Here is a 26,626-nt window from a genome sequence, read left to right on the forward strand (position 1 = left end):
ATTAAGGTCATTAAATGAGCAAAACCTGGGGCATAATGATGCTAAGCGTACTTAGCGCACCATCGTTCGCCGAAACTGAACTGGCACACAATTTTTGTGGCACTTCAATGCAAACCAGAGCTTGGCAACCGCTCCCTGGCCTTGAACTTAATATGATCGATATCAAATCCGATGATATTGAACTATTGGGTACCCAAAGCGCAGAATTTACCGGTAATGTAGATATTAACACCCTAACGATGAATTTGTCCGCACAAAGTGCACTGATTGACAAACAACGTGGGTTACTTAATGCAACCGGCCCTATCGTGTATCGCGATAAAGTAAGCCAAATTAACAGTTCTGGGCTCAATGCGGATTTAAATAATTCTGAATTAAGCTTGCTTGGTGCTGATTATAAGCTCACCGACCAACTTGGTCATGGTGGCGCAGAAAAACTAACAGTCAACGAGTCTGGCTTAAACCTGATGAACGCAAGCTTTACTACTTGCCCTGGCGAAACACCCGTATGGGCAATCGAAGCTGACGAAATTGACTTATCAAGTGAAGATGGCTGGGGCGAAACCCACAATACTGTATTACGTGTATTTGACACACCGGTTCTTTATATTCCCTATTTTACGTTTCCGTTAGACGACCGCCGTAAATCAGGTTTATTAACGCCTAACTTCTCAAGTTCTGGTCGTTACGGTATTGAAACAATCACGCCATACTATTGGAACATTGCACCAAATTACGATGCCACCATCACGCCGCGTTATATGTCTAAACGAGGCTTACAAATGATTGGTGAGTTTCGTTATTTAACTGAGCAAAACAATGGCCTCGTTGCGGTCGAGTATCTTGATAAAGATGACGAAGAACCAAATGTTGACTCACGTTATTTATTTCACTGGCAACAGCAAAGTTACTTTGGTGAGAGCTGGCGCGGCAATATCGATATTACTAACGTTAGTGACGATAACTACCTAACAGACTTAAACTCTAATTATGCAACTCGTACAGACACTCAGTTATACCGTACTGGTTCACTGACTTACTTGGGAGATACTTGGCATACAAACATTAAACTACAGAGTTTTGAAGTACTTGGTGATCACAAAGAATCCTATGCAGCGTTACCACAAATTACTTTTTCACAAATGGATGCCTATGATTTCTACGGTATCGATTTAACGCTTGACGGTGAGCTCAGTTATTTTACCAATGATAAAGCCATCATTGATGAAGCGAGTAGACTTCACATTGAACCAAAAGCAAGTTTTGGCTATCAAGAATATGCTTGGTCGTTTTTATCTGAATTCAGCTTACTCCACACTGAGTATAACCAGCATGGTGATTTAACAGGCACCGACTTCGACGAAAGAGTAACACGTACTATGCCTAAAGTACGCTTGTACAGCCAGTTAAACTTCGAGCGAGAAACTGCCTTTTTCTTTAAAGATGGCATTCAAACGCTTGAGCCACAAATTCAGTACTTGTATACGCCAAATAAAGACCAATCGAACATTGGCCTTTACGATACAGCTAAATTACAAGATGATTTTTTTGGTTTATTTAGAGACCGTCGTTTCTCAAGTATCGACCGTATTGCCACTGCAAACCAATTCACATTGGGTGCCACAACTCGCTTATTCAGTAATGAAAACGAAGAAGTGTTTAATTTTAGTGCCGGCCAAATATTTTATTTAAGTAATGATGCTAAACCAACATCACAAGGGCTTCAGTCAGATACTAACTACAATGCCTTGTTTGCAGCGCAAACCATGTTACATTGGCACCGTCGCTGGTATTTATCGGGTGGTATTCAATATGACACTGACGGTAAAGAAATTATTCAATCAAATATCACCTTAGATTATAAAGGTGACGATAAACAGCTCGTACAATTGAACCATCGCTATGCAAATGATGTCTCAGGCAATACAATCGAGCAAGTTGGTCTATTCACCAGCATTCCGCTAACACAAAATTGGCAGTTTGTTGGTAGCTACCACCGCGATTTAGAAAGTGGTCGTAGCATTGAGGTTTTCAGTGGTCTTCAGTATGAATCTTGCTGCTGGGCGTTTCAAATCACAGGCCGTCGTCAAATCGAAACTGATTTGAATCAAGCGATTGGTCAAGAGCAAGCTACTTTTGATACCAGTATTGGTTTCAATATCGTATTAAAAGGGCTTGGAAGTAAAAGCCGTTATGATGCACAAAAATTATTACAACAAGGTATTTTTGGCTATCGTAGACCGTATTTTCTTAATAACTAGTACCGCAGTACTATTAGCAAGAGTATTAGAAAAAGTATGAATTTAAAAAAACTATTTGCATCAGCATTATTAACAGTTGGCCTATGCCAAAGTGTTTTCGCAAAACCTGTCGAAATCGACAAAGTCGTCGGGGTTGTTAACCAAGGTGTTATTTTACAAAGTGAAGTTGACACCATCATTAACCGTGTTAAAACTCAAGCAGCAGAGCAAGGCCAGCAACTGCCTTCTGATGACACGCTACGTATTCAAGCGATTGAACGTTTAGTAAACCAAACGCTTATGATGCAACTTGCAGAGCGTATGGGTCTAGAAATCTCAGATTCTCAATTAGACCAAACACTTGAAAACATGGCCCGTGAGCAAGGCGGTACGATTGCAGATTTACGTCGTACGATTGAGGCTGCAGGTGAAAGTTACACCGCGTATCGTGAAGAGATCCGTAAAGAAATAACGACTCAGCAAGTGACTCGCGCCAATGTTGATCGTCGAATTTACATTAGCCCACAAGAAATCGATAACTTATTAAAAATCATGGAAACTCAAGGTAAAAATGCCGAAGAGTATGACATTGGTCACATCCTGATTGATATCCCAAGCGATGCAACAGCTGATGAAATCGCAAGTGCAAAAACACGTGCAGACAAAGTAATCGAATTTTTAAATGAAGGTAAAGAATTTAAACGTATTGCTATCTCATCATCAAGTGGCTCAAAAGCCCTTGAAGGTGGTCAACTAGGTTGGATGAGCATCAATGAAATGCCATCGTTGTTTGCTGAAGCAGTGAAGGGTCATAAGAAAGACGATATTGTTGGCCCGCTTCGTTCAGGTGCTGGTTTCCACATCATCAAAGTTCAGGATGTTCGTGGTCGTCAAGTGGTTGAAACAACAGAAGTTCGCTCACGTCACATTTTAATCAAGCCATCAATTATCTTAAGCGAAGAAAAAGCGCGTGACATGCTAAAAGGCTTTGCTAAAGACTTACGTGAAGGAAAGGCAGACTTTGCTGAACTAGCAAAAGAATACTCTGAAGACCCGGGTTCTGCATTAAAAGGCGGTGAGTACGATTGGACTGATCCAAGTACTTATGTACCTGAGTTTAAAAATACTCTGCTTTCACTTGATAAAAATGAAATCAGTGAGCCTTTCAGAACGCAATTCGGTTGGCACATTGTGCAGTTACTTGATAAGCGTGTAGCAGACAAAACAGAGCAAGCTAAACGTAACCGCGCGCATCAACTGCTGTTTAATCGTAAATTTAAAGAAGAAAGTTTCAACTGGCAGCAAGAAATGCGCGAACAAGCCCATGTTGATATTTTCCCAGCAGAATAACGATCATGACTATACGAATTGCAATAACACCCGGTGAGCCGGCCGGTATAGGCCCTGATTTACTAATAAAATTAGCTCAACATCACTGGGATGCCCAGCTTGTTGTGATTGCTGATGGTGCGCTGTTAAAACAGCGCGCAAAATTATTAGGGTTAGAATTAAACCTAATTAAGTTTGACGAAACGCAAGCTCCAACCGACACACCAGCTGGAAGTGTTTACCTTCATCAAGTCGATTTAGGTGAAGACGTTGAAGTTGGCGTTTTAAATGACGCTAATGGCCAATATGTACTTGATACCTTACGTATCGCCAGTGAAAAGAATATGGATGGAACCTTTGCTGCTGTTGTGACGGGTCCAGTTCATAAAGGCATTATCAATAAAGCAGGTATTTCATTCAGTGGTCACACCGAATATTTTGCTCAGCAATCAAATACTGCCGATGTCGTCATGCTTCTTGCAACCGAAGGTTTACGCGTTGCACTTGTTACAACGCATATTCCACTGGCGTATGTATCACGTGCCATTACAGTTGAACGATTAAGTAAAGTTATCTCGATATTAAACCATGACTTACAGACAAAGTTTGGTATCGAGAAGCCGCGTATTTTAGTGTGCGGATTAAACCCACATGCAGGTGAAGACGGTCACTTAGGTACTGAAGAGATTGACACAATTACACCTACCCTTGAGCTTTTAAATAACCAAGGTATGAATTTAATTGGCCCTTTACCAGCTGATACTCTTTTCCAAGATAAGTATTTATCGCAAGCAGATGCAGTGCTGGCAATGTATCACGATCAGGGCTTACCTGTGCTAAAATACAAGGGTTTCGGCAAATCAGTCAATATCACTCTTGGCTTGCCATTTATTCGCACATCAGTAGATCATGGCACAGCACTTGATTTAGCCGGTACAGGCACTGCTGATGTGGGTAGTTTTGAATTAGCGATCCGCGAAGCAATTAAGCTCGCCCATGAAAAAGCACAGAATCAATGACAGATAAAGTACATTTAGGACACCGCGCCCGTAAGCGTTTTGGTCAAAACTTTTTAAACGATGACATGATTATCGATAAAATCGTCACGGCTATCGATCCTAAACCTGAAGACAATTTAGTAGAAATCGGCCCGGGTCTTGGTGCAATCACTGAGCCTGTTGCTGATTTAAGTGGCCATTTAACTGTTGTTGAGTTAGACAAAGACTTAGCAGAGCGTTTAACAAGCCATCCATTTTTAGGTCCAAAACTTACAGTGCATCAAGGTGATGCAATGAAGTTTGATTTTAGTACCTTAATCAAAGCGGATGAAAAACTAAAAATATTTGGTAACTTACCTTACAACGTTTCAACTCCGTTGTTATTCCACTTATTTGAATTTGCAGACAACGTTGAGCATATGCACTTTATGCTGCAAAAAGAAGTGGTCAAACGTATGGTCGCAGGTCCGGGCAGCAAAGCTTTTGGCCGTTTAAGTGTGATGACACAATATTACTGTCATGCGATGCCAGTGATTGATGTGCCACCTGAGTGCTTTAAGCCCGCACCAAAAGTTGACTCAGCAGTGATCCGCTTGATCCCTAAAAAGCCTGAGCAACGTACAGCAAAGAGTACCAAACTTTTAAATACAGTCTGTTTAGAAGCGTTTAACCAACGCCGTAAAACACTGCGTAATAGTTTATCTAACTTACTGACAGCTGAAGAGTTAACTGGCATAGGTATTGATATTACGCTTCGCGCAGAAAGCCTGTCTTTACAACAATTTATTGATATAGCTAATTGGATTTATGACAACAAGCAGTAATTTAGGTTCGCCAATTAAGGTCTCTGTTGAGACCTTCTATGTTGAAGGCCAATCAGAGCCTGAACAAGATAAATACGTTTTTGCTTACTCAATCACCATTAAAAACCACAGCTTATGCAGTGCAAAACTTTTAAGTCGCTATTGGTTAATTACCGATGCCAACGGCAAAGAAGTCGAAGTACAAGGTGAAGGGGTTGTTGGTGAAACGCCAACAATTGCCCCTGGAGAAAGCTATAAATACACCAGCGGAGCAGTTCTCGATACTCCTGTGGGCACGATGCAGGGCCACTACACAATGCGCAATGAGTTTGGAACTGAATTTGAAGCGCCTATCGAAGTGTTTCGTTTAGCACGTCCAAATATACTGCATTAGGTAAGCATGGCTGACTACGCAATAGGTGATCTACAAGGCTGTTTTACTGAGTTTGATGCGTTACTAAAACGTGTTAACTTCAACCCTAGCCAAGATCATTTATATTTAGTGGGTGATATAGTCGCAAGAGGTCCTGATTCACTTGCGTGTCTTGAGCGGCTATATAGCATGCAAGGTAGTGTTAGCATTACATTAGGCAATCATGATTTGCATCTGATTGCCTGTCACCATTTGAATAAGCCAGCCAATCCTAAAGATAAATTAGAACCGCTTTTTAATAGCTCAAAACGCGCTGATTATATTCAATTTTTACAGCAACAACCTTTAGCTATTTGGCTTGAAAACTATAATATGTTTATCAGTCATGCGGGGCTAAACCCTAACTGGTCAGTCAAAAAAGCCCTCAAACGTGCTCGCTTCGCCGAATCCTGTTACCAAGGTGACGATGCGCATCATTATTTTACGCATATGTATGATCCTCACCCGTTTGAGTGGTTAAAATCTTTAAGCAATGAGGAAAAGTTTCGCTACATCGTTAATTACTTTACTCGGATGCGGTTTGTCGACCATGATGGCAAGTTAGATTTAAATAATAAAACCAATACAAGTATCGATACTTCATTTATTCCTTGGTTTGAGCATCAAAATATTCTGAAATTAAAACAACAGATTACATTTGGCCACTGGGCTGCTCTAGAAGGAAAGGTTGAATATAAAAATATTCATGCCCTCGACACAGGCTGTGTATGGGGAGGTGCTATGACACTAATGGAACTAAGCAAAAATAAGTACCTCACAGAAAGTTCTCATTCTTTTATCTAAATAAACTGAAAAATAACTGAACATCTGTTAGATTTATACAATTAAAGTAAATTTAAATTAAAGCTACTTAAATTTAAATACTTAACTAATTGGCAACCTTGCCGATAAGTGTTGATTAGTACTATTTTGTGGAATTACATATGAACTTGACCGTTAGACAGCGTATTTGGGGTGGCTTTATTGTCATTACCTTGCTCCTGCTTTTTATTGGTGGTAACTCGTTGGTCAGAATTACCAATATTGATCAATCAACGCAGCGTGTTAATCAGCTGTCGCTACCAGCGCTTGATAAAAGCTACGAGCTGCAGGTCGAATTTATTTTAATGAGTAAAGCTGCACAAGCCAGTTTTTATACATCATCACAAGAAGAACTAACAACAATACGTAATCGCTTTAATGAACAGAAAAAACGTTATGATAGCTCTTATCAAGAATTACAACGCATTGTCAGCGATGATCCTGAACTAAAAAGCAGCAGCCAACAAGTTGAGCAGACCTACAAGCGGTTCAATAAATCTGTCGAAAATTTATTTGCTGATAAGAAAACACAACTCGATTTAAACAAAACACTCGCAAGCCAGCTTGAGAATATAGAAATTAGCGCAGAAGATGCGAACTCAGTAGTTCTTGATATCATTGATATTGACGGTCTTGAAGAAAACCATTCTCGCGCCTACCAAGCCGCCAACAACATGGAAAACAACTTCCAGTCAGTGGTTACAAACAGCACTGATATGCTTACGGTGAAAACGCTAAATACCCTCGATATCATTAAAAATGAGCAAGTATATTACCTAGAAGAGATTGAGCGAAGCCTTGGTCTTATACGCCCAGCAATTATTGATAACAACGCTGGACTATACAATGATTTAAATAATTACTTTGAATCTTTGGCTAACAATGTGCGTGGTAACAACAGTTTATCAGCCAACAAAAAGCGCTTAATCGATGCCATAGCGCAAACACAAGCAGAACTTGCTAATGCAGAAAACTCAACCACCGAAGCATTAAAGCAGTTAAGAGACCTTGTAAACGAAGCAACTGTCTTAGCATTTGATCTACAACAAGATGTGAGCGGTAATGTATCGACAGCGACAATTTGGACATGGATTGCGATGGCTATTGCGACCTTAATTGCTATTGTTGTCGCAGTCATTACGGTTAACCGTATCACGAAACCTCTGCTTGAGGTGAATCGTATTCTTGATATCGTTGCCAGCGGCGACATGACGCAACGTTTAGATGATTCAGCAAAAGATGAATTCGGTGAATTGTCTCGTAGTTGTAATACCCTGATTGAAAGTTTACGAACACTTATTCAAGGTATTATTTCTCGTTCTACGCAACTTGCAGCCGCATCAGAAGAGACTTCTGCGATCACTGAGGAATCTAGCCAAGCGATTCGCAATCAGCAAGCACAAGTTGAACAAGCAGCCACTGCAACCACTGAAATGAGCAGCACATCACAAGCAGTAAGCAGCAGTGCACAACAAGCACTTAGCGAAATCAAAAATGCGGACAAAGAAGCTGATCGTGTTAAAGGTATTTCTTCGCAAAACAAAGCAACCATTGAACAACTTGCGCGTGAAGTTGATGATGCATCACACGTTATTAATCAGTTACACAAAGACAGCGCGTCAATTGGCGGTATTTTAGATGTAATTCGTGGCATTGCTGAACAAACCAACCTCCTTGCACTCAACGCGGCTATAGAAGCGGCACGTGCAGGTGAACAAGGTCGTGGTTTTGCGGTTGTAGCAGACGAAGTACGTTCACTAGCAAGTAAAACACAAGAGTCGACCCAAGAAATTCAAGCAATGATTGAATCTCTGCAAGTAGGCGCAGAAGCTGCTGTAGCAGCAATGTCTAAAGGTAAACAACAAGCTGAATCATGCGTTGAGCAATCAGATCTTGCCAACACTGCACTAGACTCAATTACTGCAGCTGTTGCTCAAGCGCACAATGTAAGTGAAGAAATTTCCACTGCGGCTCATGAGCAACAACAAGTATCGCAAGAGATCAGTGAACGATTGGAGTCTATCGTGGCAATTGCAGAGCAAACAGCTGAAGGCGCAAACCAAACTAACATCTCAAGCTCAGAAGTTGCTAAGTTAGCAGAAGAGCTTCGATTATCGGTCGATGCGTTTAAAGTTTAATAAGCATAAATACAAACAAAAAAACCGTGTTCAAAACACGGTTTTTTTATCTTTAAAAAAGGCTATGACTTAATTTGCACTAAGTCAAAATCTGCCATTCCAGGCACTATTTTTTGTAATCTTGATTCAGTTACATCTAAAGAGTTTAAACATTCACAGTACTCAGAAGCTTTCATCTCAAGCTGCTCTGCTTTTTTTTGCAGTGATTTATCAATTTCTTTTGAGATTATATCCATTCGCTGTCCCATATCGTTGATACGATCTTCGATATTTCCTTCGCGCGATTTAAACGCATCCCCCAGCGACACTAAAATAGCCCCCAGTGAACCGTGAACTGCGGAGTGAATTTTTTGGCTAATTTCCTTAGTGAAGAAATCATCGATTTTCGACAGCGACTGCGGAGCAATAAAGAAAAAGTCATCGCCACGCTTAAACTTATCCATCAGCGCACGTTCAACATATTGCAGCTGAGTTTTTAGTACTTCAGGCTCTTTATCTGACATACCTTCAACGACCTGTTCAATCGCACTTAAACCGAGATTTACACCATCAGTCGCAAGGTCTACTAGCTCTGGGACGGTTTGTCTGATACCACGGCTAAACTGTTCAACAACTTTGCTTTCTTCGGGGCTCAAATCAACCCAGTAACCACGAATAAATAATTGCTTATCGTTATTAATTTGTACCCGTGTCTGACCTTTATCAACAATACGAATAACATCGTCAGTAATAATTAAGCCATGACTAAGCTCAACATCACATTGTTTTTTTTCAAGGGTAGCGTAGCTGGAAAAACTAGAGAATGTAATGGCCGCTGCCAACAACGAGCGAGAAAAGAACGCCATATACACCTCAATAAGACAAAAAAGGAAGGCCGCTAGATTAGCAAATATCCAGTTTTATGCAAGTAAAACGCCTAGCTATGCTAGGCGCCTTAAAACACAGGAAGGTTAAATTGGCGAACCCGGTGGCATTGGCAACACTTTAAAGTTGGCAGGCCATTCACCACTTTCTAAAAAGTGACTTATTTGCTCGCTTAAATACTGCTTGAATGCACTGTTACCAACTGATGCGCTGCCTAGCATTGATTCTTGCTGATAACTCTTTGCTAGTTTAGCTAAGTAGTAACGAAGTTGGGCTTGTACCTCGGGTGCGACTTCGCTGCTTGCGATTAAATCGGCAAACTGTTTCGCAGTTAAAAGCTGCACACGCTGGCTAATTTTACCTGCCATCCCTGAAGCAATTTTTTGCTCAAAAACTTGCTGATAAGTTTGCGCTAATAGCGCATCTAAACCATAAAATGCATCACTTCTTGCTTGCTGCTGCGCTAAGCGGTTAATGCGTTGGCTATTAAAAAGTAGATTCAAACTATGTGCAGCAGCCACCTCAGGCAGTGCCATAGCATCAAGCGTAAGTCCTGTGCGACCAACAATGCTCTCCCGTGACTTAGATTCACCATACGCTTTTGGTGGAATAAGCGCTAATACCGACTCAGGTAAAACAAGGCTCTCGGCTTTTAGTGTAGCAAGCACTGCATCGGCTGCCGCTTGTTGTGTTTGCTTTGCAACAACCTGCGCCCCTTTTGGCTGTGAGCCATCGCGTACTTCGTATTCGTAATTCACACCAGCAATTAGTTTAACCGCAGCTTCTACTTGGTAACGGTGGAATAAATAAAGTGGCACCAGCATTTCTTCTAGTTGCGATAAAGCAGTGCCCGTTTTGATGTTCTCAATGCCAAAGCTCGTCAGCGCCTGTTTACGAACATCAAGTACACGCATTAGCTCATCACTCGGTGAACTACCGTTATCCCATAAATGGCCAGTTGGGTGAGCACCACCTTGAGCACGGGCATCACTGTCTGAGATAAACTCCAGCCCTTTACTTTTGTTTTCAGCTAAAATTGCGGCCAATTGCTGTGCTTCATCTTGATTAGTGAAATCACTATAGCCGTATTTAATCACTTGAGTATCCCAAACGCCCATACCAGCAGCATAGCCTCGGCTTACATCTAACTTACCTTGCTCATTAAAGCTCAGTAACGGATGTGGATAATCCATTACAGAGGCTCTGTCTGCCACTGACGCTGCAAAGTTATGCGAAATACCTAAAGTATGCCCTACTTCATGGGCGCTTAATTGACGAATACGATCAAGTGCCATGGCTTGTAAACGCTTAGCCACTTCATTGCCTTCAAAGTATGGAGCAGCTAATGCTTCTGCAATTAGGATGTCTTGACGAACACGCAGTGACCCGAGTGTCACATGACCTTTGATAATTTCACCTGTTCGCGGGTCAATCACAGAGCTGCCATACGACCAGCCACGTGTTGCACGGTGAACCCATTGGATCACGTTATAGCGCACATCCATAGGGTCTGCATCATCAGGTAATACTTTAACGATAAAAGCATTCTTGTAGCCTGCTGCACTAAATGCATCATTCCACCATTTAGCACCATCAAGTAACGCTGTTTTAACTGGCTCAGGTACGCCCGGATCTAAATAATAAACAATCGGTTCAACGGGTTCGCTGATTGGTAAGCTCGGATCTTTTTTCGCTAAACGATGACGTGGGATGTAACGTACATACATAGACTCACCCAGCGCAGCCGCATAATCTTTATGCTCAATGCTCCAAAAACCTGCTTGAGGATGGAATTTGCGCGGGGTGTAATTATCATCAGGTAACTCAATTAATGAATGATGCATATGCACTGTCAGCGCATAGGGGTCGGCACTCACTTGGCGAACATACTTACCCGGGTTATTTCCTTGAAAAGTAAGCACGGCTTCTAATTCTGTATTTTTTTCAAATGCTTTTGAACGCGCTAAATAAACTGCACTGCGGTTGCTATCTAAGTTAAAACTTCCTTGCCCGGTTGCCGATAAACGGCGGCTCACACCATGAACATCGCTTAATAGGTAAGGTGTATAATCAACTAATACAGCAGTGTCTGATTGAGCAACAACACTAAAACCCGCTAAAATACTTGATGCGAATGCTTCTTTAATACTTTGTTGTTCCGCAAGATTATTAGTGTTAGCGCGGTAATAAGTATTAATGGCTCTTAGCATCACCTTATCACCAAAACGCTCAAACTGTACCAAGTGAGTATCACCTAACTGACCACGATCTAAGCCAATATCGTTTGAGCCAACACCGTAAGGTAGGCTTTGTTGTAATAAAAATTGCTGATCGAGTTTATCCACCTCAAGGTACAATTTGCCGTTTTCTGTATCGTAATAAAATGAAAAATAGCCCGAAAAATGAGTCATTTTTTCAGTAAAATCATTTATAGACTTAATTGCTGCGTGTGCTTGAGTTATCATAGTAAGTAGCACAGCTAAGAGCAGATATCGTAGTAATGGTATTTTTTGCATAATCTTATCTTTGTTATTCGCGTTTTAAATACTGTATAGGTATTAAGCAGTATAAAGTACCGTTTATAAAAATCAGCTATTTAAGACGAAATTCAGCGCTTGCTAAGACATTCTCTCTCACACTAAAAATGTCTGGCTACAACGTTATCAGGAAAATAGAATGCGTAGACTCCCACCGGTATTGTTAGAAGATGGTTGCCCTCGTGAACTGATCTCATTGATCAGAACAGTACTTGCGGCATGTAAAGAGATTTCATTTCGTGTTGGTCAAGGCGCCCTATCTGGCGTATTAGGCTCAACCCTAGACGAAAACATTCAGGGTGAAACACAGAAAAAACTCGACGTTCTAACTAACCAACTTTTAAAAGATATTTTATTAGAATCGGGCTACGTAAAAGCCATTGCCTCTGAAGAAGAAGACTTCACTGTTGCAGGTAATCCAAATGCCAACTACATTGTTGCATTCGACCCACTTGACGGTTCATCAAATACTGATATCAACTCGCTCGTTGGTACGATTTTCTCAATTATGGCGGCGCCTGAAGGCTCTGATCCAGCTGACCCTAGTATCTTTATGCAACCAGGTAAGAACCAAGTTGCGGCAGGTTACGTGTTATATGGCCCATCAACCGTATTGGCTCTTACCACAGGTAAAGGCACGCGCTTTTTCACTTTAGATAAAACTCACGGCACTTTCTTATTAACGCAAGAGTTTGCAAAAATCCCAGAAGAGACCAGCGAATTTGCTATCAATGCTTCAAATCAACGCCATTGGCAACCTGCGATGCAAAATTATATTAACGATTTGCTAGCCGGTGACACAGGCCCGCGCGGCCGTAACTTCAATATGCGCTGGATTGCTGCAATGGTGGGTGATGTTCATCGTGTATTATGCCGTGGTGGTATCTTCACGTACCCAACAGACACGAAAGATCCAAACAAACCAAACAAATTACGTTTATTATACGAAGCAAACCCAATGGCAATGCTAATTGAGCAAGCTGGCGGTATTGCCTCTACAGGTACTGAGCGCATCATGGAGATTCAACCTGATGCCATCCACCAGCGAGTGGCGGTGATCTTAGGCTCTAAAAATGAAGTTGAAACCTGCTTAAGCTACCATAAGTAACCCGAGCTCTTAATAACAAAAACCGTGTTTGTAATAACAAACACGGTTTTTTTGTTGCTCCAATCTAAACACAAAAAACCCAGCCTAAGCTGGGTTTTTTAAAGCTATTCATTAAAAGAACTTACTTCTTTTTAACTGCTTTTTTGTTTGGAAGGTCAGTGATTGAACCTTCGAAGATTTCAGCAGCTAGACCGATTGATTCGTTTAGCGTTGGGTGAGCGTGAATAGTTAACGCTAGGTCTTCACCGTCTGCGCCCATTTCAACTGCTAGGCCGATTTCACCTAACATTTCACCTGCGTTGATACCAACCATAGCACCACCGATAACGCGACCTGAGTCTTTATCGAAGATTAGCTTAGTTTGACCTTCAGTACGTGCTGAAGCGATTGCACGGCCAGAAGCAGCCCAAGGGAATACCGCAGTTTCGATGTTTAAGCCTTGCTCTTTAGCTTCTTTCTCAGTTACACCAACCCATGCGATTTCTGGATCTGTGTATGCGATTGAAGGAATGCACTTAGGATCGAAGAAGTGTTTCTGACCTGAGATAACTTCTGCAGCAACGTGAGCTTCGTGAACTGCTTTGTGCGCAAGCATTGGCTGACCAACGATATCACCGATAGCGAAGATGTGATCAACGTTTGTTTTAAGCTGCTTATCAACATTGATGAAACCACGCTCATCAACGTTAACGCCTGCTTTATCAGCGTCAAGTAATTTACCGTTAGGTGTACGACCTACAGCTACAAGTACTTTGTCGTAACGTACTGCGTCAGCTGGTGCGTTTTTACCTTCGAATGAAACGTATAGACCGTCTTCTTTCGCTTCAACGCCAACAACTTTAGTAGAAAGCATTACGTTGAACTTGTTCTTAACGTATTTTTGGTAGATCTTGATAACGTCTTTATCAGCTGCTGGTACTAATTGATCAGCAAATTCAACAACGTCGATCTCAGAACCTAGCGCACGGTATACAGTACCCATCTCAAGACCGATGATACCACCACCTAAAACAAGAAGCTTCTCAGGAACATCTTTAAGCTCTAGTGCACCTGTTGAGTCAATTACGCGGTCATCTTCAGGGATGAAAGGTAAATTAACAGGTTGAGAACCTGCAGCGATAATAGCATTATCAAATGTGATCGTTGTTGTACCGTCTTCACCTTCAACAGCTAGTGTGTTGCTACCAGTGAATTTACCGTAGCCATTAACTACTTTCACTTTACGCATTTTAGCCATGCCGTCTAGGCCGCCAGTTAATTGACCGATTACAGACTCTTTCCAATCACGGATTTTGTCTAGGTCGATTTCAGGCTTACCAAAAGTAACGCCGTGAGATGACATTTCTGCAGCGTCATCAATCACTTTAGCTACGTGTAAAAGTGCTTTTGAAGGAATACAACCCACATTTAGACATACACCGCCTAATGTGTTGCGAGATTCTACCAATGTTACTTCTAAGCCCAAGTCAGCAGCACGGAAAGCCGCAGAATAACCACCAGGACCACCGCCTAGTACAACAACTTGAGTTTTTAATTCGTTGCTCATGCTATTACCTTAAATGTTTGAACGGGACACTGCCCCTAAGTTTAACTGCCATGTTTCTGCAAGGCAGAAAGGGAGAGCAGATATCTATACCAAGATTGTTCTATGGCAAAGATTGTATCATTGCCAATGGTAAAAATCCCAGCAAAAAACACCTTGCTGGGATTTGATTCTTATAAATTATGAGACGATTACATCACCAATTGACGAATATCGCTCATGTAGCTTGCTAGCGTCACAGTAAAGCGTGCTGCTAGTGCACCGTCAATAACCCTATGGTCGTATGACATTGATAATGGAACCATTAATTTAGGTTCAAACTCTTTGCCGTTCCACTTAGGTTTCATTTCTGACTTAGATACACCCAAGATAGCAACCTCTGGCGCATTCACAATTGGCGTGAACGCTGTACCACCGATACCACCAAGGCTTGAGATTGTGAAACAACCGCCTTGCATATCAGATGAAGTTAGCTTGCCGTCACGTGCTTTAGCTGAAATTTCCATTAATTCACGAGAAAGTTCAATGATGCCTTTTTTATCAACATCTTTGAATACTGGAACAACCAAGCCGTTTGGCGTATCAACCGCAACACCAATGTTGATGTACTTCTTCAAGATTAAGCTTTCGCCGTCTTCAGACAGTGAAGAGTTAAACGTTGGGAATTCAGCAAGTGCTTTCGCCGCCGCTTTCATCACAAACACAAGTGGCGTGATTTTAACACCCAGCTTTTTCTTCTCAGCAAGCGCGTTTTGCTCTTTACGGAATGCTTCAAGGCTTGTGATATCCGCTTCGTCAAACTGTGTAACATGCGGGATTTGCACCCAGTTACGGTGTAAGTTAGCACCTGATAGCTTCTGAATACGCGAAAGTTTCTTCTCTTCAATTTCACCAAACTTAGCAAAATCAACCTTAGGCCAAGGGATAAGACCTAACTCACCGCCACCCGCATTACCTTTGCCTGCAGATAGTTGACCTGATTCAACTTTCTTCACAAGGTCTTTTACGTAGTTTTGTACGTCTTCTTTAACAACACGATTCTTACGACCCGTGCCTTTTACGTTTGCTAGGTTAATACCAAACTCACGCGCTAAACGACGAACAACTGGTGATGCATGTGCATACGCTTTGTTATCTGCAAAACCTTCGTTGCTTGCAGGTACTGATGCAGGCTTTTCAGCTGCTGGTGCTTTTGCAGCAGGAGCGGCTTCAGCTTTTGCAGGAACAGGTTCTGCTGCAGCGGGTGCACTACCGGCTACTTCAAATACAAAGATAAGTGAGCCAGTTGATACTTTATCTCCAGCTGCTACTTTGATTTCTTTAACTGTACCGGCAAATGGTGCTGGTACTTCCATTGATGCTTTATCGCCTTCAACGTTTAAGATTGATTGATCTTCTTCAACCTTATCGCCAACAGCAACCATCACTTCGGTTACTTCAACTTCATCACCACCGATATCTGGCACGTTTACTTCTTTGGTGCCAGATGTAGCAGGAGCAGCTTCTGCTGAAGCTGATTCTGCTTGAGTTGATTCTGCTGCAGATGCTTCAGAGCCGCTTGATGCCGTTTCAAAAACGAAGATTAAAGAGCCAGTTTTCACTTTATCGCCAGTTGCGATTTTGATCTCTTTAACAGTACCAGCAAATGGCGCAGGTACTTCCATTGATGCTTTATCGCCTTCAACGCTTAATAAAGATTGCTCTTCTTCAACCGTGTCACCTACCGCAACCATGATTTCAGTTACTTCAACTTCATCATCGCCTATATCTGGTACATTAACTTCTTGCGTTGCAGAAGCTGAAGATTGTTTAGTTGGCTCTTCTTTAGCTTCTTCTTTAGCTTGTGCTGGTGCAGCTGCTTGTTCTTCACCTTCGAAGATCATGATAAGTGAACCCGTCGTTACCGTATCACCTTCAGCTACTTTAATTTCTTTAACCGTACCTGCTTGTGCAGCAGGTACTTCCATTGATGCTTTGTCGCCTTCAACCGTTAATAACGACTGATCAACCTCAACCTTATCACCAACGCTAACAAGGATTTCGGTTACTTCAACTTCATCGCCACCGATATCTGGTACTTTAATTTCAATACTCATTGGAACCTCTTATGCGTATAGCGGGTTAACTTTGTTTGTGTCGATGTCGAACTTCTTGATTGCTTCAACAACCACTGACTTCTCAACTTCACCACGTTTAGCAAGCTCTGATAATGTTGCAACCACAACATAGCCCGCATTAACTTCGAAGTGACGACGTAAGTTTTCACGGCTATCAGAACGACCGTAACCATCTGTACCCAACACTTTATAGTTGCTGCTTGGAACAAATGAACGAACTTGTTCTGCGTAGTTCTTCATGTAGTCTGTTGCTGCAACAGTTACTGCATCTGTTAATGCATTTGTGATGTAAGCAGTCTTTTGTTCTGCTTCAGGATTAAGCATGTTAAAACGCTCAACATCTTGACCATCACGTGTTAACTCGTTGAATGACGTTACAGAGAATACATCTGAACCAATGCCATATTCTTCGCTTAGGATTTGTGCCGCTTTACGCACTTCCATCATGATTGTACCTGAACCTAGTAACTGTACTTTTGCTTTCTCGCCAGCCACAGTTTCAAGTTTGTAGATACCTTTACGAATACCTTCTTCAGCGCCTTCAGGCATTGCTGGTTGATGGTAGTTTTCGTTCATTAGCGTTAGGTAGTAGAACACGTTTTCTTGGTCTTCACCGTACATGCGACGGATACCGTCTTGCATGATTACTGCTACTTCGTATGCGAATGTCGGATCATAAGAAATACAGTTAGGTACAGTGTTGGCAAGAATGTGGCTATGACCATCTTCGTGCTGTAAACCTTCGCCGTTAAGTGTAGTACGACCAGCTGTCGCACCTAGTAAGAAACCACGTGCTTGTTGGTCACCAGCCATCCACGCCATATCACCTACACGTTGGAAACCGAACATTGAGTAGTAGATGTAGAATGGGATCATCGGTAAGTCGTTAGTGCTGTAAGATGTTGCAGCAGCAACCCATGATGACATTGCACCTAACTCGTTGATACCTTCTTGTAGTACCTGACCTGATGTCGCTTCTTTGTAGTAAGAAACAATGTCACGGTCTTGCGGCGTATAGTTTTGGCCATGCGGGTTGTAAATACCGATTTGACGGAATAAACCTTCCATACCAAACGTACGCGCTTCATCAGCGATGATAGGAACGATGTTTTTACCAATGCCTTTGTCTTTTAGTAACACGTTAAGTGCACGTACAAAGCCCATTGTTGTTGAGATGTCACGTTTTTGCTCTTCAAGTAGCGGCTTGAACGCGTCAACTTCAGGTAATGTTAACTTTTCAGAGAACTTAGCAATACGCTTAGGCGTGTAACCTTGCAGTGCTTCACGACGTGCGTGAAGATACTTGTACTCTTCAGAACCTTCTTCAAGTGTAAGATATGGAAGGTCTTTAATTTCTTCATCAGAAACCAAATCTTGAAGACCTAAACGTGAGCGTAAGTGCTCAACGTGTGTCATGTCCATTTTCTTAACTTGGTGCGCGATGTTTTTACCTTCAGCTGCATCACCCATGCCGTAACCTTTTACAGTTTTAGCTAGGATTACTGTTGGACGATCTTTGGTTTCTTCCGCTTTTTTGAATGCAGCGTAAAGTTTTGATGGCTCATGACCACCACGCTTAAGTGCGAAAATTTCTTCATCAGTCATATCAGCAACAAGTGCTGCTGTTTCTGGGTAACGACCAAAGAAGTGCTCACGAACGTATGCACCATCTTTCGCTTTATATGTTTGGTAATCACCGTCAATGGTTTCGTTCATTAACTGCAGTAATTTACCTGTTGTATCTTTAGCTAGTAGGATATCCCAACCGCTACCCCATACAACTTTAATCACGTTCCAGCCAGCACCTTTGAATAGACCTTCAAGCTCTTGAATGATCTTGCCGTTACCCATTACTGGGCCATCTAAACGCTGTAAGTTACAGTTGATTAGGTAACATAGGTTATCTAGCTTTTCACGCGCAGCAAATGAGATTGCACCACGTGATTCTGGCTCATCCATCTCACCATCGCCTAAGAAAGCGTATACACGTTGGTTTTTAGTGTCTTTTAAGCCACGGCCATCTAGGTATTTAAGGAAACGCGCTTGGTAGATTGATGCAATCGGACCAAGACCCATAGATACTGTAGGGAACTGCCAGAATTCAGGCATTAATTTAGGGTGTGGGTATGAAGGAAGACCTTTACCATCAACTTCTTGACGGAAGTTATCAAGCTGCTCAGCTGTTAAACGACCTTCAACAAATGCACGTGCATAGATACCAGGAGAAATATGGCCTTGGTAATACACTAAGTCACCGCCGTCTACATCGTTTGGTGCTTTGAAGAAGTGGTTAAAACACACTTCATAGAATGCAGCAGAAGACTGGTAAGACGCCATATGGCCGCCTAAGTCTAGATCTTTTTTCGACGCACGTAATACGATCATGATCGCATTCCAACGGATGATTGAACGAATACGACGTTCAATGTTTACGTCACCTGGGTAAGCAGGCTCTTGATCTACCGGAATGGTATTAACGTAGTTAGTAGTCGTGCCAGTAGGCATATCAACACCGTCTAAACGGGCTTGCTCTAACACTTGCTCAAGTAAATATTGAGCTCGTTCTACACCTTCTTCGCGCACAACAGATTCAAGGGCTTGTAACCACTCTTGTGTTTCTAGCGCGTCTACGTCAATTTTATTGACTTCAGACATATGGAGGTTTCCTTATGTTTAAAATACTAATTATTTTAATAAATCTTAAATTAAGTAGTTAACTAAACTTAGCTAATCACTTGCTTAATGTTGTTTGGTGCGTCTTAAACTACGTTCAATCCGCGAATGCTCTTTGCCAGCCTCAAGTAAGGCTTCTTCGATAAAGGCTAAATGAGCATTACTAGCAAGACGTGCTTGCTCTGGGTTTCCTTCAATAACCGCATCCATCAACAGTCGCCTATGCTCTGCAAGCTGTTGGCTGATCTGTGGTTTTTTTAACAGTACAGTTAAATTCTGTAATACATTTTGCTCTAGTAGAGCCTGCATCCCTCTAACTAGATGTAGTAACACCACGTTATGAGATGCTTCAGCCACACTAAAATGGAATGCATTAATGGCTTTTGCTTTTTGCACAATGTCATCGTTAACAAGCGCGATATTATCAAAGCTTTGTTTTACTTTTTTAAAGTCATTGGTGGTACCACGCATAGCCGCGTAATAAGCCGCGATCCCCTCAAGGGCATGACGAAATTCAAGTAAATCAAATTGTGACTCTGGATGCTTACTGATCAAATCAAAAAGCGGATCAGTGAGCCCCTCTTCAAGTTGATTTTTTACAAAGGTTCCGCCGCCTTGGCGACGTGTCACCAAGCCTTTTGCTTCTAGCTTTTGGATTGCCTCACGCAGTGAAGGTCGCGACACTTCAAATTGTTTCGCAAGCTCACGTTCCGGAGGCAGCTTTTCACCTGGCGCTAACGATCCCTCGAGAATCATATTCTCAAGTTGCTGTAAAATAACATCAGATAATTTTGCTGCTTTAATCTTTAAAGACATTTATTAACGTCCGCATTGTTATGCATTAACCCTATAAATATCGGGTACTTAACTTTGTGCCTTGACCAAAAAGGTAAATTGGTCATACCAAATTGAGACATACGTTATCAAAAACCCGTATTTCTGTCAATTTCAGTGCGATTTAAGACTAATAACACCCTAACGCAATTCGGTTAAAGATTAAACAGTATGGATTAAAGTGACTTTTTCTGAAGGAAAAAACAATAAAAATTAAATGGTCAGACCAGATTGGTAAGCACTAGGTATTACATCTAAGCATTTAGTCATCAGATAGTAGATGTTAGTCTATTTGAATGACTTGGTAGCAAGTACAGGTAGTATGCACTTCAGTGCTGAAAAATCAGAACTCAATAGAAGTGCACTAACAGAGCGATTTATGAATAAAGTCATTCCTACAATCTACTACGCCAAACCACCAAATAAAGTAAGTGCTGCAATAATCACTAAAAAGAACAATACATTTCTTTTTACAAGTTTCATCATGCAGGTGGCTTCGTAAGTACAGCCAAAATGTTGTTGCTCTATTTGCTCAGCAGCAAGTGCGGTTTGCGTAACCACTTTTCGGTTACTAACTGAAAAGTCGAGCACATACTTCAACCAACAACTGGTGCCTTTATTAAAGTTACCAATCACTAAATAACCAAAGCTAGCAACACGTGCTGGTAACCAATCGAGCCAAAACAGTAAGCTATGAATCAGTTTAAAACGTTTAGCATAGACAACACTGTGATCATCCCTTACCTTGTCTGCAAGGGTTCGAACTAGTGCATAAAGCACCGCGCCTGGTACACCTAAAACCACAAACCAAAAAATCACTGCACAATAAAAACGAAAGTTTAGCCATGCTAGCGTTTGCCCAAATGTCTCACCATGGGGCTGATCTTCTGTTTTCTTTTGCCCCATCTGTAATGCAAATAAAGAAGCTGCTTCTTGATCGTTACGTGTTAATGCATTTAAGTATGACTTATATAAAGCACGCTGCTTAGCACAGCCAAAGCAAACCAACAGTACAGCAACATTCACAGCTAACTGCCAAATTATAAAATCTGAGAATTGATAAACTAGTCCAACGGCAACCACTGGTAACATTAACCAAATCAAAAAGCCTATTGGGGAATTGAATAAGCCTTTTTCTGAAAGGTGTTTTTGCGAGTGCTTAAGATAGGAGTTGGCATAAAAACCGATTTGCCAATAATCAGCCCGCGCCCCTAAACGCTCAATCACCAAAGCAATAATTATTGAAATTAAGATCATGCTTTTACCTATACCCTTTAACTAAAACACTAAATCAAAATAGTATTGCCAATCGAAACTTCTACCTGGATCCGTTTTTCGGCCCGGTGCAATGTCACAATGACCAACGATACGCGAACGATTAATATCTGGGTACTTTTCGATTAATGCCGATGTCACCAAGTGTAATGCATTATATTGTGCTTGGGTATACGCTTGCGTGTCGGTGCCTTCAAGCTCAATACCAATACTAAAGTCATTACAGCGTTCTCTGCCTTCAAATGTTGATACGCCTGCATGCCAAGCTCGTTTGGTAAAAGGAACATACTGAATTATCTCTCCTGTACGACGAATAAAGCAATGTGCGGAAACCCGCAAACCGTCTAAACCAGCAAAGCTCTCATGCGCAGAACAATCAATACATCCCATAAATAAATCATCAACATAAGGTGTTGCAAACTGCCCTGCCGGCAAAGAAATATTATGAATGACCAATAATGAGACTTCATTATCAGGGCGTTCATCATAATGTGCACATGGACGTTGTAACACATTGTTTAATTGACCAAGTTCATTTATATGCATTTTAAAAACTAACAATGACAGTAAAGTTAAATAGTGTAAATGGTTAAAAACTTAGGGTCTAGTTAGATTCATTTTCGCTAAGGAGGATGCGATTAAGCCTACTCTACTGGTGGTCGATCTTTAACTTCTAATAAGGGGTTAAACATAGTAAAATTTCGCCAATTTATTCATAAACAATGAGCTTTCTACATGTCAGTCCCTCACTCTTTAATTAGCCAATTGGTTAAACTTGCCCTTGATGAAGATTTGAATTACCAAAGCGCCGGTGACGGTGATATCACCGCACAGCTGATACCTGAAAACCAGCAAGCGAATGCCAAGGTAATAACTCGTGAAGACTGTGTATTTTGTGGAAAAGAGATTATTTTAGAAGTATTTAACCAAGTCGATCCAACAGTGAAAGTTGATGTACTGGTAAATGATGGCGATAAAGTCGCAGCGAATGCCACTTTGTTTACAGCATCTGGTTCAGCTCGCGCTATTTTAACTGCAGAGCGCACGGCCCTTAACTTTGTACAAACACTTTCTGGCACAGCAACAACAACTGCTCGTTATGTAAAAGAGCTAGAAGGTACAACCACACAGCTACTCGATACACGCAAAACAATTCCTGGCTTACGGGCGTTACAAAAATACGCAGTTAAATGTGGTGGTGGCGCGAATCACCGCATCGGGCTATTTGATGCATTTCTTATTAAAGAAAACCACATCGCTGCATGTGGCGGTATTGATAAAGCAGTAGCACAAGCAAAAAGCAACCACCCTACAAAGCCAGTTGAAGTAGAAGTTGAATCACTTAATGAGCTTGAGCAAGCAATCACTGCGGGTGCTGATATCATTATGCTCGACAACTTCACCGTTGAGCAAATTCAGCAAGCAGTCACAATAACAGATAAGCGCGCAAAACTTGAAGTGTCTGGCAATATGACACTCGAAACTCTTAAAACTTACTCGCAAGCAGGTATAGATTTTATCTCGAGCGGTGCACTTACAAAAAATTTACAATCAATCGATCTATCCATGCGATTTAACGGCTAACTTCCCCTTTATACGTATTTAGTGACTTACCTAATTTATTGACAAGAAAATAAAAAAAGCATTAAATACGTAAAAAGCTTAGGTGAGTAACAAAAAACATACATTTGTTTGATGCAGATCAACCTTTTGTACTAAACTACTCATAACTAACAGTTAAACTACAAACATTTCAATGATTTACAACAGGCGTATAGACTTTACTAATGGGTTCCCCCTATTTTAGAGGCTTGACCTGTCTCAAAGTAAGGCCGGAAAGTTCAGAAAAATTGCTTGTCTTACAGTAAAATAGCTTTCAAATGCATTGAATAATGCTAAAGTAATTTTACATGCTTTGAACATGGGATGTTTGTTGAAAACTTTGTTATCAATCACGCTATATTTGAAGACATTTAAATTAAAACTGTAAGATTTAACCTGTAAATTGAGCCTTGGTTTTACAACGCTGAAGTTATAGCTAAACTTACTAAATCATCATATCCTTTAGGAGAGGAACAAATGACACAACAAAAGCAACAGGGTTTCACCCTAATTGAATTAATGATTGTAATTGCAATCATCGGTATTCTTGCAGCTATCGCGCTACCGCAATACCAAACTTATACTAAAAAAGCACGCTTCTCTGAAGTAGTTTTAGCTGCTTCTTCAGCTAAAGGCCTTGTAGATGTGTGTTATCAAACTCGTGGTGCTGGCGTTTTAACTGCTTGTGATGAAGCAACTGAAATTGGTCTAGACGCAACTGGTGCAGCTGCAGGTGAACATGTTGCAAGTGTTGCAATTGCCACCACTACAGCTGCAATTACAGCAACAGGTGCAACAACGGTAGACAGCGCAACTTATATTCTTACACCAACAGAAGTCAGCGGAACACTAACTTGGGCTCAGACCGGTTCATGTATAGCTGATGGTGTTTGTTAATAATTAATCATTCGAAAAAATGTCAAAGCCATTTGGTTTTACGCTGATTGAGCTAATGATTACAGTGGCAATTCTAGGTCTGCTGCTCTCATTAGCTCTTCCTGCTTACAATAACCACTTCAAGCGCTCAAAGTTTACTGAAGTTGTGCTTGCTAGTAATGGAGTCCAAAGAGCTGTTGAGATTTGTTATCACAGATATGTTGATTTATCTAAATGTGATACCTTTACTAAGCTAGGTCGTAAAAAGACCGATTTCACTTCTCTAAAGCATGTTTCAAACATTGAAATTACAAACTCTGGTAATTTTATTATTACATCAACAGCGACTGCTGATGCGTCTGAGTCGAATGGTGATACTTATATAATGCAAGGGCAATTAAATGCTGGTCAATTAATATGGCAATTGTCACAAACTAGCACTTGTATCAGCGGTGGTACTTGCTAAAAAAAGACCATGCCCTCTTTGGTACTTTTTAATTTAACTAGCCCTGATTTAGAAATCACTTCGCAAGGTGATTCATTACATTCGCTCGATAACGGAACTTCCACAAAATATTCATACATTTCAATCGGTGGTATGGCATGTTTTATCATCATTTCATAAAAAGCTCTTTCATTACTTTGCACTGTAGGCTCATTAAAATGATATAAAGCTTCTTCGTGATTTGCTCTTCGATCTTCACTCTTAAGCACCGTGAAATAAGAATTCTGCCATTTAACTATATATGCTAAACGCTGACCATCTATCTGAGTAATACCATAAGCAAGCGATACAATCTGTAACATGAGGATACAGCCAAAATTAATTGAGTTTTCACGCTTCGACTTTAGTGGCGATAGCAACCAGAAGTTAAATATTGGGCCTAATATAAGATCAATTGAAAGAATAATTACTGTAATACCCACTAAATCAGTGAGTAAGTATCGCCCATGATTAAACCAGCTAAAAAAAAGCCAAGTGGCAACCATAAACAAGAACAAGCTACCCACTAGAAAATGAATAAAACTCCAAACAAACTTTGTTCTATAAACCTTTAATGTATTTTGCACTTTTGAGACCCGAATCCTCTGAATCTTCATATTTAAGCAAGATAACATCACCTTATCAATTGTTTCAGCCTCAAAAGGCCGCTACTATTAAGCTATTAAACATCAATCAGTAACATATGGATTTACAATGAGTAAAGTTCAAGAAAAGCAATCTTTAGATACTTTTGAATGGGTTGGTGTAAGTGCTCGAGGTAAAAAACTTGAGGGTGAGCTTTCAGGACAAAGCATTGCTTTAGTCAAAGCGCAGTTACGTAAGCAAGGTATTACGCCTTCAAAAGTTAAGCGTAAAGCAAAACCAATATTTGGCTCACGTGTACAGAAAATAACCTCTAAGGACATCGCCCTAATTTCTAGACAAATTGCAACTATGCTGATGGCAGGTGTTCCCCTAATTCAGTCTATTGAAATGATAGCCTCTGGTGCAAAGAACAAAAGCGTTGCAAAATTAATGGAGGGTATTGCTGATGAAGTAAAAGCAGGTATTCCCCTTTCTCAAGCTTTACGAAAGCACCCTCGCTATTTTGATGATCTTTATTGCGACTTAGTTGCATCTGGTGAGCAGTCAGGCGCACTTGATAAAATTTATGACCGTGTTGCGCTTTATAAAGAAAAAGCAGAGGCTCTTAAATCAAAGATTAAAAAAGCCATGTTTTATCCTATTGCGGTTTTGGTGGTTGCTATAATCGTAACATCTATTTTGCTGATATTTGTCGTGCCGCAATTCCAAGATATTTTTAACGGCTTTGGCGCAGAGCTACCTGCTTTTACTCTTATGGTAATTGGTATTTCGGAGTTTATGCAGGAATATTGGTGGGTAATGCTAATCATTGTAGTAGCTGCAGGCTATATTTATAAAGAAGCACTTCTTAAGAGCAGAAAACTCAGGGATGCCAATGATAGAGCAATATTAAAACTACCTGTTGTTGGTATGATTTTAAATAAAGCAGCTGTTGCTCGCTACGCTCGTACGCTCTCAACGACTTTTGCGGCAGGTGTACCTTTAGTTGACGCACTCGATTCTGCTGCTGGCGCTTCTGGCAACGCTGTATACCGTTATGCGATTTTAGAGATAAAAGCCGAGGTAAGCTCTGGTAATTTAATGAACTGGGCAATGCGCAACACAAAAATTTTCCCAGATATGGTAGTGCAAATGGTGGCTATTGGTGAAGAGTCAGGTTCGCTAGATGGTATGCTTGCAAAGGTAGCAACTATTTATGAGCAAGAAGTCGATGATGCCGTTGATGGCTTATCAAGCTTACTTGAGCCTTTAATTATGGTTGTATTAGGCGTCCTTGTTGGTGGGTTAATTGTTGCTATGTACTTGCCTATCTTCCAATTAGGCTCAGTGATTTAAAATATAACTGTAAGAAAAATACTAAACCTT

General features: G+C 41.0%; 21 protein-coding genes. 12 read left to right on the forward strand and 9 right to left on the reverse strand.

Annotated elements, in window-relative coordinates:
• The first annotated feature begins 14 nt into the window (after positions 1-14).
• The 7 genes from lptD to ACSFVZ_RS14120 all read left to right on the forward strand — a co-directional run bounded on the left by lptD (position 15) and on the right by ACSFVZ_RS14120 (position 8,742).
• Positions 15-2,261, forward strand: coding sequence for an LPS assembly protein LptD (gene lptD / locus ACSFVZ_RS14090; protein WP_435559106.1), 2,247 nt, complete (start codon positions 15-17; stop codon positions 2,259-2,261).
• 36 nt (positions 2,262-2,297) lie between these two features.
• On the forward strand, positions 2,298-3,590 hold the full coding sequence (gene surA, locus ACSFVZ_RS14095; protein ID WP_135923563.1) for a peptidylprolyl isomerase SurA: 1,293 nt from the start codon (positions 2,298-2,300) through the stop codon (positions 3,588-3,590).
• A gap of 5 nt (positions 3,591-3,595) precedes the next feature.
• A complete protein-coding gene (gene pdxA, locus ACSFVZ_RS14100; RefSeq protein ID WP_135923562.1) occupies positions 3,596-4,588 on the forward strand; it encodes a 4-hydroxythreonine-4-phosphate dehydrogenase PdxA in 993 nt (330 codons plus the stop codon).
• Positions 4,585-5,391, forward strand: coding sequence for a 16S rRNA (adenine(1518)-N(6)/adenine(1519)-N(6))-dimethyltransferase RsmA (gene rsmA / locus ACSFVZ_RS14105; RefSeq protein ID WP_135923561.1), 807 nt, complete (start codon positions 4,585-4,587; stop codon positions 5,389-5,391). The genes pdxA and rsmA overlap by 4 nt, the downstream gene beginning before the upstream one ends.
• A complete protein-coding gene (apaG, locus tag ACSFVZ_RS14110; protein WP_054550996.1) occupies positions 5,375-5,764 on the forward strand; it encodes a Co2+/Mg2+ efflux facilitator ApaG/CorD in 390 nt (129 codons plus the stop codon). Before rsmA ends, apaG begins: the two co-directional genes overlap by 17 nt.
• 6 nt (positions 5,765-5,770) lie before the next feature.
• Positions 5,771-6,586, forward strand: coding sequence for a symmetrical bis(5'-nucleosyl)-tetraphosphatase (locus ACSFVZ_RS14115; RefSeq protein WP_435559107.1), 816 nt, complete (start codon positions 5,771-5,773; stop codon positions 6,584-6,586).
• 140 nt (positions 6,587-6,726) lie between these two features.
• Positions 6,727-8,742, forward strand: coding sequence for a methyl-accepting chemotaxis protein (locus tag ACSFVZ_RS14120; RefSeq protein ID WP_135923559.1), 2,016 nt, complete (start codon positions 6,727-6,729; stop codon positions 8,740-8,742).
• A gap of 62 nt (positions 8,743-8,804) precedes the next feature.
• Here the strand turns inward: ACSFVZ_RS14120 and ACSFVZ_RS14125 are convergent, their stop codons facing one another.
• Positions 8,805-9,587 (reverse strand): YggN family protein, encoded by a 783-nt coding sequence (locus ACSFVZ_RS14125; protein ID WP_135923558.1) that lies wholly within the window; start codon positions 9,585-9,587, stop codon positions 8,805-8,807.
• A 105-nt stretch (positions 9,588-9,692) separates the two neighbouring features.
• Positions 9,693-12,122, reverse strand: a complete 2,430-nt coding sequence (locus tag ACSFVZ_RS14130) for a zinc-dependent metalloprotease (protein WP_435559108.1) — start codon at positions 12,120-12,122, stop codon at positions 9,693-9,695.
• A gap of 160 nt (positions 12,123-12,282) precedes the next feature.
• Between ACSFVZ_RS14130 and ACSFVZ_RS14135 the strand changes: the two genes are divergently transcribed.
• Positions 12,283-13,251 carry a class 1 fructose-bisphosphatase gene (locus tag ACSFVZ_RS14135; protein WP_235381745.1) on the forward strand — a complete coding sequence of 323 codons (969 nt, stop codon included), beginning with the start codon at positions 12,283-12,285 and terminating at the stop codon, positions 13,249-13,251.
• A gap of 121 nt (positions 13,252-13,372) precedes the next feature.
• Here the strand turns inward: ACSFVZ_RS14135 and lpdA are convergent, their stop codons facing one another.
• From lpdA to ampD, 6 genes are all read right to left on the reverse strand, one after another.
• Positions 13,373-14,797: a dihydrolipoyl dehydrogenase gene (lpdA, locus tag ACSFVZ_RS14140; RefSeq protein ID WP_138557162.1), complete on the reverse strand. Its 1,425-nt coding sequence runs from the start codon at positions 14,795-14,797 to the stop codon at positions 13,373-13,375.
• Positions 14,798-14,985: 188 nt separating this feature from the next.
• Positions 14,986-16,890, reverse strand: a complete 1,905-nt coding sequence (gene aceF / locus ACSFVZ_RS14145; RefSeq protein ID WP_435559109.1) for a pyruvate dehydrogenase complex dihydrolipoyllysine-residue acetyltransferase — start codon at positions 16,888-16,890, stop codon at positions 14,986-14,988.
• Positions 16,891-16,899: 9 nt separating this feature from the next.
• Positions 16,900-19,566 carry a pyruvate dehydrogenase (acetyl-transferring), homodimeric type gene (gene aceE, locus ACSFVZ_RS14150; RefSeq protein ID WP_135923553.1) on the reverse strand — a complete coding sequence of 889 codons (2,667 nt, stop codon included), beginning with the start codon at positions 19,564-19,566 and terminating at the stop codon, positions 16,900-16,902.
• Positions 19,567-19,650: 84 nt separating this feature from the next.
• A complete protein-coding gene (gene pdhR / locus ACSFVZ_RS14155; RefSeq protein WP_036965924.1) occupies positions 19,651-20,400 on the reverse strand; it encodes a pyruvate dehydrogenase complex transcriptional repressor PdhR in 750 nt (249 codons plus the stop codon).
• A 423-nt stretch (positions 20,401-20,823) separates the two neighbouring features.
• The gene (gene ampE / locus ACSFVZ_RS14160) at positions 20,824-21,675 is read right to left on the reverse strand and encodes a beta-lactamase regulator AmpE (protein ID WP_435559110.1); all 852 of its coding nucleotides are present in this window, start codon (positions 21,673-21,675) and stop codon (positions 20,824-20,826) included.
• A 21-nt stretch (positions 21,676-21,696) separates the two neighbouring features.
• Positions 21,697-22,239: a 1,6-anhydro-N-acetylmuramyl-L-alanine amidase AmpD gene (ampD, locus tag ACSFVZ_RS14165; RefSeq protein ID WP_253038588.1), complete on the reverse strand. Its 543-nt coding sequence runs from the start codon at positions 22,237-22,239 to the stop codon at positions 21,697-21,699.
• Between the two features lie 189 nt (positions 22,240-22,428).
• On the opposite strand from ampD, the gene nadC reads away from it, so the two are divergent.
• The 3 genes from nadC (at position 22,429) to ACSFVZ_RS14180 (ending at position 24,637) form a co-directional block, all read left to right on the forward strand.
• Entirely contained in the window at positions 22,429-23,277 is an 849-nt protein-coding gene (gene nadC / locus ACSFVZ_RS14170; RefSeq protein WP_135923550.1) for a carboxylating nicotinate-nucleotide diphosphorylase, read from the forward strand.
• Positions 23,278-23,772: 495 nt separating this feature from the next.
• Entirely contained in the window at positions 23,773-24,192 is a 420-nt protein-coding gene (locus ACSFVZ_RS14175; RefSeq protein WP_435559111.1) for a pilin, read from the forward strand.
• Between the two features lie 19 nt (positions 24,193-24,211).
• Positions 24,212-24,637 carry a pilin gene (locus tag ACSFVZ_RS14180; protein ID WP_435559112.1) on the forward strand — a complete coding sequence of 142 codons (426 nt, stop codon included), beginning with the start codon at positions 24,212-24,214 and terminating at the stop codon, positions 24,635-24,637.
• Here ACSFVZ_RS14180 and ACSFVZ_RS14185 read toward each other — a convergent pair.
• Positions 24,634-25,242 carry a fimbrial assembly protein gene (locus ACSFVZ_RS14185; protein WP_435559113.1) on the reverse strand — a complete coding sequence of 203 codons (609 nt, stop codon included), beginning with the start codon at positions 25,240-25,242 and terminating at the stop codon, positions 24,634-24,636. The genes ACSFVZ_RS14180 and ACSFVZ_RS14185 overlap by 4 nt on opposite strands.
• 127 nt (positions 25,243-25,369) lie before the next feature.
• Between ACSFVZ_RS14185 and ACSFVZ_RS14190 the strand changes: the two genes are divergently transcribed.
• The gene (locus tag ACSFVZ_RS14190; RefSeq protein ID WP_421967136.1) at positions 25,370-26,596 is read left to right on the forward strand and encodes a type II secretion system F family protein; all 1,227 of its coding nucleotides are present in this window, start codon (positions 25,370-25,372) and stop codon (positions 26,594-26,596) included.
• Positions 26,597-26,626: the final 30 nt, after the last annotated feature.

This window comes from Pseudoalteromonas nanhaiensis (genome assembly GCF_051235485.1).
In the GTDB taxonomy this organism is placed as follows: domain Bacteria; phylum Pseudomonadota; class Gammaproteobacteria; order Enterobacterales; family Alteromonadaceae; genus Pseudoalteromonas; species Pseudoalteromonas lipolytica_C.